Source organism: Capnocytophaga sp. oral taxon 902 (assembly GCF_013394735.1).
GTDB classification, from domain to species: Bacteria; Bacteroidota; Bacteroidia; order Flavobacteriales; family Flavobacteriaceae; genus Capnocytophaga; species Capnocytophaga ochracea.
On record NZ_CP058261.1, the window covers coordinates 519,401 to 529,680 of the forward strand.

General features: G+C 39.0%; 7 protein-coding genes. 6 read left to right on the forward strand and 1 reads right to left on the reverse strand.

The window, feature by feature from the left end; all coding sequences use genetic code 11:
• The first annotated feature begins 133 nt into the window (after positions 1-133).
• From HW278_RS12365 to HW278_RS02275, 5 genes are all read left to right on the forward strand, one after another.
• Positions 134-409, forward strand: coding sequence for a carboxypeptidase-like regulatory domain-containing protein (locus tag HW278_RS12365; RefSeq protein WP_255493702.1), 276 nt, complete (start codon positions 134-136; stop codon positions 407-409).
• 8 nt (positions 410-417) lie between these two features.
• On the forward strand, positions 418-3,297 hold the full coding sequence (locus HW278_RS02260) for a SusC/RagA family TonB-linked outer membrane protein (RefSeq protein WP_255493703.1): 2,880 nt from the start codon (positions 418-420) through the stop codon (positions 3,295-3,297).
• A gap of 23 nt (positions 3,298-3,320) precedes the next feature.
• On the forward strand, positions 3,321-5,015 hold the full coding sequence (locus HW278_RS02265) for a RagB/SusD family nutrient uptake outer membrane protein (protein ID WP_178976803.1): 1,695 nt from the start codon (positions 3,321-3,323) through the stop codon (positions 5,013-5,015).
• 115 nt (positions 5,016-5,130) lie between these two features.
• Positions 5,131-6,825 carry a right-handed parallel beta-helix repeat-containing protein gene (locus HW278_RS02270; protein ID WP_178976804.1) on the forward strand — a complete coding sequence of 565 codons (1,695 nt, stop codon included), beginning with the start codon at positions 5,131-5,133 and terminating at the stop codon, positions 6,823-6,825.
• A 111-nt stretch (positions 6,826-6,936) separates the two neighbouring features.
• Positions 6,937-8,382 (forward strand): beta-N-acetylhexosaminidase, encoded by a 1,446-nt coding sequence (locus tag HW278_RS02275; RefSeq protein WP_178976805.1) that lies wholly within the window; start codon positions 6,937-6,939, stop codon positions 8,380-8,382.
• A gap of 589 nt (positions 8,383-8,971) precedes the next feature.
• Here HW278_RS02275 and HW278_RS02280 read toward each other — a convergent pair.
• Positions 8,972-9,139, reverse strand: coding sequence for a hypothetical protein (locus HW278_RS02280; protein ID WP_172672731.1), 168 nt, complete (start codon positions 9,137-9,139; stop codon positions 8,972-8,974).
• Positions 9,140-9,498: 359 nt separating this feature from the next.
• Between HW278_RS02280 and HW278_RS02285 the strand changes: the two genes are divergently transcribed.
• Positions 9,499-10,260, forward strand: a complete 762-nt coding sequence (locus HW278_RS02285; RefSeq protein WP_178976806.1) for an acyl-[acyl-carrier-protein] thioesterase — start codon at positions 9,499-9,501, stop codon at positions 10,258-10,260.
• Positions 10,261-10,280: the final 20 nt, after the last annotated feature.

The following is a 10,280-nucleotide window of genomic DNA, read 5'->3' on the forward strand; positions in this document are numbered from 1 at the left end:
GATAGCCTTTTATTATTGAATTGTTAAACTTTTAACAAAATATTTTAATAAAAAGTTGCGAAAATATTTGCTTTATATAACTTTTTATTAATATATTTGCGCCATTAAATAACCAATAAAAAGTTTTGGAAGTATGAAACGAAAAATCTTCTTATTACTCATAGCTCTATGGAGTACTACCTCTCTGCTATGGGCACAAAACAAACAAATTTCCGGTACTGTTACCGATGAGAAAGGCACTCCTCTTCCCGGAGTGAGTGTGCAAATCAAATCAACTACCCGTGGGGTAGCTACTGATTTTGATGGTAAATATAGCATTGAAGCCTCTCAAGGCAACGTGCTATTGTTCAGTTCTATGGGCTATGCCTCCCAAGAAAAAACCGTTGGTAAGGGGGGGGTAATAGCTTGATTATCAATGTGAAACTAAAAGAGGACACCCAAGAATTAGGTGAAGTAGTAGTAGTGGGCTATGGTTCTCAAAAGAAAGAAAACCTTACGGGAGCTATCGCTACTGTCGATGCTAAGGTGTTAGAAAGTCGCCCCCTTACTACTATCGGACAAGGCTTGCAAGGTGTTATCCCTAACCTCAACATCACTACTAGCAACGGTCGTCCTGGTTCTGGTTCTTCTTTCAATATCCGCGGGTATACTTCTCTCAACGGTGGTTCTCCATTAGTACTTGTCGATGGCGTTCAAATGGATCCTAACCAAATCAATCCTAACGATGTAGAGAACGTTACTGTGTTAAAAGATGCCGCTTCAGCAGCTATATATGGAGGTCGTGCTGCATTTGGGGTAGTTTTGATTACCACTAAAAAAGGTAAGAAAGAAACCCCTATGCAAATAAACATCTCCTCCGACTACTCTATTACACGTCCTACTCGTTTGCCCGATTTGGTAAATTCAGTAGAATACTTGCAAATGTATATGGAAGCTGACCGTACTGGTCGTGCTACCGGCAGTGGGGTTGGTTCACAAAACTTCACTGATACTGACCTTCAAAAAGCGAAAGAGTACTTAGCCAATCCTACGCCTGCCAATTCAGTATATATCGACCCTAACGATGCTCGAAAATACCGATATGTAGGTAATACTAACTGGATAAAAGAAATGTATCCTGGTTGGGCTTCTCAAACTCAGAATAATATATCGCTTTCGGGAGGTACAAATAAAACTACTTATTTGGCTTCAGTGGGTATGTTTTCTGAAGATGGCTTGTTCAAAAAAGCCAAACAAAAATTTGAACGTTATAACATTACGCTAAACATCAATACCGATATTACAAAGTGGTTATCTCTCCATTTGAAATCAACAGTCAATCACAAAGATAACGACCAGCCTGCTAATGTAGGTCGTGGATTTTCAGCTGAGCGTTTCGCTACCGATGTAAAACCGTTAATGCCTGTATATCACCCTGACGGACACTTCTCTGGGCAAGGTAACTTTACGAACCCTTTTGCTGTAATTGCTACTGGCGCGCGTGATACTTATAAATCAGATGATATATGGATAACCTCTGGTTTCACTCTCACCCCTATAAAAAACGTTAAAATAGTTGGTGATTACACTTGGAATCCTTATCATATGAATAGCAAAAACAACGTAAAGATGTTCAAAGAATACGGTGCCCCCACTGATGGTACTAGTATTTATGACCCCGATAAGGCTACTGATTTGGGTTATTACCCTCATAACAACCCTGCTACTGTGTATGAAGCTAATAGCCACGACCTCTATAAGGCTGCTAATATTTATGCACAATACGAAAATACTTTTGCTGAAAAACACTACTTTAAAGCAATGGTAGGTTATAACCAAGAGTCTAAACATAATGAATCTTTCAGTGTACAAGTGAAAAACTTAGTGAATCAAGACTATCCTTTCCTCAAACTTAATAATGATGATAAACCGAGTGTAGGTAGTGGTATTTCCGACTGGGCTCTGATAGGATCTTTCTTTCGCTTAAACTATGTATACAATCAAAAATACTTGGTAGAAGTAAATGGTAGATATGATGGTTCTTCACGTTTCAGTCGTGAAAATCGCTATGTATTTAGTCCATCAGCTTCTTTAGGTTGGCGTATCTCCAAAGAGAAGTTCTTTGAGCCTATCAACAGTGTAGTGAGTGATTTGAAATTCCGTGTCTCATACGGTAAATTGCCTAACCAACAAGTGAACGCTCTTTATCCTTATTTACCTACTATGCCTTATGGTAATCAAACAGGTTATATCTTCGGTACCCAACAGTTACCTTATGTATCAGCTCCTGGTTTAGTAAGCAATAATTTTACTTGGGAAGAAGTAGCTACTCGTAACTTTGGTGTCGACTTTGGCTTCTTGAACAATCGCTTAACTGGTTCTTTTGATTACTACATCCGCAACACTACGGGTATGCTTGTAAATGGATTAGCACTACCTGCTGTTTTAGGCGTAGGGGCTCCACAACGCAATGCTGCAGACCTTGAAACCAAAGGCTTTGAACTCACTCTCGGATGGCACGATGCTATAGGTGAAGATTTTAAATATGGTATATCGTTTAACTTAGCGGATAGTCGCTCTTTCATTACTAAATACGATTTGAACCCTACAGGTAGCTTAGGAGATTACTATGTAGGTAGAGAAATAGGTGAAATTTGGGGATATACTACAGAAGGTCTCTATCAAACTGATGAAGATGCTGCTAAACTTGACAAAACCAAATTAGCAGGCTACAAGTGGTTGGCAGGTGATGTGAAGTATAAAGACCTAAACAACGATGGAAAAATCGATTACGGTAAAAATACTTTAGATGACCACGGCGACTTATCAGTTATTGGTAATAACCAAGCGCGCTATACCTTTGGTTTGAACTTAAATGCCGAATATAAAGGCTTCGATTTTACTGTTTTCTTCCAAGGAGTTGGCAAACGCGATTATATGTTAAACGATGTGTATTTCTGGGGATTCAGTAATGCCGACGAATGGTCTGTACCTGCAACTAACCAATTAGACCACTGGACACCCGAAAATCCTAACGCTTACTATCCACGTTTGCGCTTCGGTGGTTGGGGAAATACACGAACTCAAACTCGCTATATGCAAGATGCTTCTTACATACGTCTAAAACAAATAACCTTAGGTTACACCTTACCTAAAGAAGTTTTAAGTAATATAGGTTTGCAAAACTTGCGTTTGTTCATCACAGGGCAAAACCTCTGCGAATGGACAAAACTCATCAAATCATACGACCCTGAGCTACTTAGTCAGAATTACCCTATCAACCGTGTGATTACGATTGGAGTTCAAGCTCGTTTCTAATTGATAATTTAAATAGTAATACAATGAAAAGAATATATAAACATATCACATTTATAGGCCTTTTAGGTGCTTTGCTAAGTCAAATAAGCTGTAAAAATGATGACTTCTTAGATAAATATCCTCCTGATGCTTTTAATGAAAAAGGATATTTTAATAGCGATGAAGACTTAAAGATCTTTGCTAACCGTTTTTATGGTAGTTTGCCTGTACAGTTCTTTTATAATGATAACGACTCTGACAATATGGCTCCTAAGAATATGAACAGTTTCTTGGCAGGTACTTACACCATACCTGCTACAGGAGGTGGTTGGAGTATTAGCGATTGGAACGGCATTTACAATTGCAATTTCTTCTTAGATAATTACAACCGCTCTACTGGTTCAAAAAAAGAACAATATGCTGCCGAGGTACGCTTTTTCCGCGCTTTGTACTATTGGAATAAGGTAAAAACTTTTGGCGATGTTCCTTTGATTCTTACCAAAGTAAACGATGCCTCTCCTATTATTTTCGGACCTCGTGTAGCTCACAAACAAGTGATGGACAAAGTTATGGAAGATATGAATTTTGCTATCCAAAACTTACCTGAAAAAGCCCAAGCCGAAGCAGGACGCTTACACAAAGACGCTGCTTTAGCTTTAAAATCACGTGTTGCCTTATGGGAAGGTACTTATCGCAAATACCATACATTGGGTGATGAAAGTTCTTGGTTGCAAGCAGCTGTCGAAGCCTCAGAAAGCCTTATTAATTCAGGTAGATATAGTATTTATACTACAGGTAACCCTGATAAAGATTACCGTAATTTGTTTATTCAGCAAGATTTATCTCGCAACTCCGAAGCTATCTTCTACCGTACCTATATCAAAGGAACAGGCACTCACGGTTATACCCGTACAGCAGGTGAAAATAGCACTGGTTGTAGTAAGGATTTTATGGAATCTTACCTCTTTACTGATGGATTGCCTATTGGCACTACTACCTTCACTTATGACGATAGTACCCCAGCAGGCGAAGCCGCCAACCGAGATCCTCGTTATGCTCAAACAGTCGCTACTCCAGGTTTTGTATGGACTGAAAACTCTGACCCTGCTAAACGCCAAGTAGTAACATTACCTGCTGTAGGTACAGGGCAAACAAGCACTGGTTATTGGCTTATCAAAGGACGTTCCAGTGACCCTGAACAGTGGATTGCTAATCAAAGTGATTTAGACCTTTTTATATTCCGCTATGCCGAAATATTACTTAATTTTGCCGAAGCTAAATATGAATTAGGTTCTCTCTCTCAAGCTGACTTAGATAAAACTATCAACAAACTGCGTGATCGTGTAGCAATGCCACATCTTACCACTGCTGTAACCGCTGATACTCACGCTATAAACTACGGTTATACCGTCACCCCTTTGTTGTACGAAATACGCCGTGAACGCCGTGTTGAACTCATTGGTGAAGGTTTTCGTATCGATGATATCAAACGCTGGAAAGCTGGAAAGCTGATTGAAAATCCTAAAATCATACGTGGAATGAAGCTCAATGCTGCCTTAAAAGCACAATATCCTGCGAACTCAGGCGTTAGTAATTTACCTGTAGACAGTGATAATTACCTCATTATCTACCCTTCTATTACGGCAGGACACCACACTTGGAACGATAAACTATATCTATACCCATTGCCTATCGACCAGATACAATTAGTAAAATACACACAAAACCCTGGTTGGTAATTTGTATATTTTTTATAATACAAGAGGGCATTTAAAAACTCTCTTTTGTATCAAAAACTTTGTCAAAGCCCTAAGACTTTGACAAAGTTTGTTATAAATTTACTTACCAAAAACAATGAAAATTTTTAACTTTATATTATTCTTTACGATACTACTTTTAGTCGCTTGCAAAACAGCCGTTACTACCCCTGCTACACCCGCTCAAATGGAAGTAGGTAGCCATAAACATATCGTCCTTAACAAAGATACCTATCATTTTTATCTCAACCAAACTACCGATAAAGAACTCTACATCTCCAACCACGACCAAACCAATCCCAAAAAAGTAGGACTTTATCTCGAAAACTTAAACGATGTAGTGATTGACGGCAGTAACAGCGAATGGCTCTTTCACGGCACTATCTTGCCTATCGTAGTGAAAAACTGTACCAATATCACTCTTAAAAACTTTTCGATAGACTTTGCAACCCCTCATTTGCGTCAGTTACACATTACCGAAGTAGATGCAAAAAATAACACCGTAAAAGCCCAACTCTACCCCGAAGGAAACTATAAAATCAAGAACGGGAAACTCTTCTTCACTGGCGAAGATTATGAAGAAACTCCCTTTGGAGGTATGATATTCAGAGCTGACAAACGTTTGGCTTATAAGCGAGCTGACGTAAATTTTAACCCTACTAAAATTACCGAAATAACCCCTAATGAGTTCCGCATCGAAGGCATAGGAGCCCAACCTTATTTGGAAAAAGGAGAGCGTTTTGTATTGCGCACCTACACACGTCCTACACCTGCCATTTTCGTTACTGAAAGCAAGAACGTGAAGATAGAAAATATAACTGTGCATAATACTCAAGGTATGGGACTCTTAGCGCAACTCACCGAAAATATAACCCTCAACCGCTTTCGCGTAGCTTTAAAAGAAGGCACCGAACGCTATTTCACTACCCAAGCCGATGCAACTCACTTTTCAGCTTGCAAAGGGCTCATACGCTCTGAAAACGGAGTCTATGAAGGTATGGCTGATGATGCTATTAACGTACACGGCACTTACCTAAAAGTAATAGCTCGTGAAGACAATCACACTATCAAAGCACAGTATATGCACCCCCAATCGTGGGGATTCCTTTGGGGCAATATAGGTGATAAAGTGCAGTTCATTGCCTCCAAGACAATGGACGTTATCGGTGATAAAACCTATCGCATTCAAGCCATTAAAGCCGTTGATAAACCTACCGAAGTAGGTGCTAAGATATTTAAAATCACTTTTGATGAAATACTACCTACCGAAATAAACCCCGATACACCCTGTGGGGTAGAAAACCTTACTTGGACACCTGAGGTGATTTTCAAAAACAATATAGTGCGTAACAATCGGGCTCGTGGAGCACTGTTTAGCACTCCTAAAAAGGTCGTCTGTGCCAATAACACCTTCGACCATACTCACGGCACTGCTATCTTACTCTGTGGCGATTGTAATGGCTGGTATGAAACAGGTGCTTGCCACAATGTTATCATCAAAAACAACCACTTCATCAATGCACTTACCGCTAATTATCAATTTACGAACGCTATCATTTCCATCTATCCCGAAATCCCGAACTTAGAAGCACAACAAAAGTATTTCCATTCTAATATTACTATTGAAAACAATGTGTTTGAAACTTTTGATGAGCCTATTCTCTATGCCAAATCAGTAGAAAATCTCATTTACCGCAATAATAAAATTATCAAAAATCAAGAGTTCAAACCTTTTCATTGGAATAAAGAACGTTTTAAGTTAGAACGCACTAAGAATGTAAAGATTGATTAATGCACCCTAATAGAATATTACCAAAGCCTCTTTTGCATCGCTACAGTTCCCCCTCTTTAAGGGGAGAGAGGGAGGCTTTTATACTTTTATAATCATTCATTTTCTTATATTATGTCTAAACTATTTTACATCTTACTATTTTTAGCTTTACCACTTTACGCACAAATCAATGTGGTACCACAGCCTAATGAGATAACTTATCATAAGGGTACTTGTCCGATAAGTACCAAAATTAGCTATATACAGGATAAGTTCATCAATAATCCCGAAGGCTATCAGCTTATCATCAAACCTAACCAAATTATCATCAAGTTTGCTACCGAAGCAGGAAAGTTCTATGCCGAACAGACCTTCAACCAACTTGTTTTCGGGGCAGAGGTAACACACAAAAAATCTTTGCCTTGTCTTACCATTACCGATGCACCTCGTTTTGCTTATCGCGCCCTAATGATTGACCCCGCTCGGCATTACTGGAAGATAGACGATATTAAAAAATACATTGATGTAATGGCTCATTACAAGTTCAATTACTTACATTTGCACCTCACCGACGACCAAGGGTGGCGTATAGAAATCAAGAAATATCCTAAACTCACCGAAATAGGAAGCAAACGCTCCGATTTCGAAGGTTCTAAACGTAATAACGAAGACTTTTATACCCAAGAGCAGATAAAAGATCTCGTACTATACGCTCTTCAGCGCAATGTACAGTTAGTGCCTGAGTTCGATGTACCAGGTCATAGCGATGCTGCCATAGCCGCTTATCCTTTCCTCAGTTGCAACGATACCCTCATTGGCGTACGCACTACCGCGGGTGTTTCTAATAATTTGTTGTGTGTAGGCAAAGAAGAAGTCTTTACTTTCATCGATGATGTCATTACCGAATTATCAGCTATTTTCCCCTGCCCTTATTTTCATATTGGGGGTGATGAAGCACCTATGGACAAGTGGCTTGAACACTCCCCTACTCTCAAACTCAAACAAAGCCTTCACACTACCAATAACCAACAACTGATGAGTGAGTTTTTCAAAAGGGTAAATCAATCATTACAGAAAAACCACAAGCGTCCTCTTATTTGGTTAGAGTTAGAAGTCCCCTCCTATCCCAAAAATAGTGTGATGTATCTATGGCGAATGCGTACTACTCCGCAAGTATTGGAGCGCGCTAAAAAAGATAATTTCAAACTGATTTGTTCCCCCGGTGAATACGCCTACTTCGATTATCCACAAGCCAAAAACGATTTGCCTAATGTAGATTGGATGCCTACCCTCACCCTACAACGCGTATATGAATTTAATCCCGCCTTTTCGCTCACAGCCGAAGAAGAAAAGCAATATATTTTAGGAGTTGAAGCTACTTTGTGGGGCGAAAGTGTGAAAGATATATTCCGCGCTTTTTATATGACCTATCCTCGCGCTTTAGTCTTATCCGAAGCAGGGTGGACAGAGATGTCTAAGCGTGATTGGCAACAATTCACCCAAAAGTTAGACCTCCAATTGCAATATTTGCTACACAAAGGCATTAATTATCGTCCTCCAGTAGAATTGCATCAGTAACCGTCTATTAGTAAATGTCAGTTCGATGTATATAATACTGATATACAGCTGTATTTGCATTGTAATTTGTGAAATCCAGCAACGCAGTTGCCAATCCGTGTCTATCACATTTGTCAATTATCAATTGTCAATTGGTCTATCCGTGCAATCCGTGTAATCTGTACGAGACTTTCAGGCAACTTGTTGCCTTTCTCTTTGATTTGTAAAAATTTGTAGTTTTTTTTATAGCGTAAGCTACACTTTTCTTACCTCAATATATAATATTATTTTTAAAATTGTCTGTCGCACTACGACGACCTAGCTCCTCTGACCTTCTCCTAAAACTCCTACGAACCTCCGCCAGTGTACCTCTCACTTTCCCGTCATTATATTCCCCTTTGAAGGTAGTCAGGCACAGCTGAGTATGTGTAAAGGGGAATGTTATCTCCTAGTGCCTATGGCCTAAGGCCTAGTATCCCTTTCTCTTACTTTCGTCTCGAAACCCTGTTTTTAACATTTTTAGCACTGTTTTATCATATTATGAATCAATTATTTATATACCCTTTCTATACCAATCGTCCAAGATTCGTATAAGCTTCCTATAAGCTCTCTATAAGCTAACCCCACCCTTCTCATAGCCTTTTTTCATCAAATTCCCTCTCGACCCTCTTCCGTTCTTCTCCGTTTCCTTCCGATAGCTCAAATGTATCACTTTTACGGCACACACTTTGCCAAAGTTAATCGCCCGTCGTGCTACGACTGCCTGTGCGGCTCGCATCTTTGGCAAAGTTAATTATCAGTATTTCTAGCATTATTGGCATTTTCTCATTTCCTAATTCTCTCATTTCCTAATTCTCTCATTTCCTAATTCTCTCATTTCCTCATTCTCTCATTTCCTCATTTTCTCATTTCCTCATTTTCTCATTTCCTCATTTTCTCATTTCCTCATTTTCTCATTTTTCCCGCTCATATGGCTCACACACCTATTTTATTTCAATTTCTGTACTGTCAAGTACACTTCTTTTTTAAAGAAAATTTTGTACGTTTCCTCTATTCTGTCCCATAAAAAGTAAGTAAATAGAAAATAGTTTTATATCTTTGCATATTCAAAAATAAATTATCATTAAAAAGTATATTATGGAAGATAAAACAATTTTCACCGAAACTTATAAAGTGCGTAGCACACAAGTAAACCTTAACAATCAACTCGGGTTATATGGCGTATTAGGTATGTTGCAAGATATCGCTGCCGAACACGCTTCTCTTTTAGGGTTCGGCTATGAAGAGTTAGTAAAAAAAGGATTCTTTTGGGCACTCATACAGCAAAAACTAAAAATGTACTATTGGCCTCAATGGAATGAACGTATCACCGTCAAAACGTGGTCTCTCTCTGTAAAAGGAGTGTATGCTTTTCGCGAATTCGAACTTTTTTGCAACGACCAAAAAATAGGTGAATGTGCTAGTACTTGGATTACCTTAGATATTCAAACACGTCGCCCCATTGAGCTTACTGACCGCCAAGAAATCTTCTCTCCTCGTACCGAAGGCGGACTCTCTTTCCATACCGACCGTATCAATCTCCCAGAAGGTATGTACCAGGTCAACGATTTTAAAGTGCGTGTAAGCGATTTAGATGTCAATTCACACGTAAATAATGTAAAATACACTCAGTGGGCACTCGATATGATGACAGAGCGCAACCATCGTGAGTTTGTTATTAAAGAATATGATATCAATTTCTTATCCGAAACTTTTATGGGAGACGAAATGCAAGGATTTAAAAGCAAAGGTAAATACATCGACGATGCCCATAACTTGGTAGAAACTTATCTGTATGCACAAAAAATAGGTGCTCCTAAACCTGCGTTCATATCTCGCTGGATTGCTGAACGAATTTAAACTATTTATTACTTTTAATA